Below are 266 nucleotides of genomic sequence, written 5' to 3'. Positions count from 1 at the left end.
AGAGGATGATGGATGAGAGACAAAGAAAAGAATAGGAGACAGAAAGAAAAGAAATTTGTCTGCTTCCTCCTCTTTTACAACAACAACTATTACTACTATTACTGTTGCCGTTGCTGCTACTGCTATTACTACTACTACTACTACTATAGCAGCAAAAACAACTCTTTTACCTTCCTCTTTCTATGGAAAACCACAAATTCAGAAAGGAATGATGTGAATGGAAAAGAGGGAGAGGATGATGGATGAGAGATAGAGAAAAGAATAGG

Annotated in this window: 1 protein-coding gene; it reads left to right on the top strand. The window is 36.8% G+C overall.

All coding sequences use genetic code 11. The annotated features are described in order from the left end of the window. Positions 1 to 55 precede the first annotated feature (55 nt). Entirely contained in the window at positions 56 to 217 is a 162-nt protein-coding gene (locus tag QZ269_RS13520; protein WP_291427206.1) for a hypothetical protein, read from the top strand. The last annotated feature ends 49 nt before the right edge of the window (positions 218 to 266 follow it).

The organism is Deinococcus sp., from assembly GCF_018260405.1.
Taxonomy (GTDB): Bacteria; Deinococcota; Deinococci; order Deinococcales; family Deinococcaceae; genus Deinococcus.
This window is presented reverse-complemented; position numbering and strand designations above follow the sequence as displayed.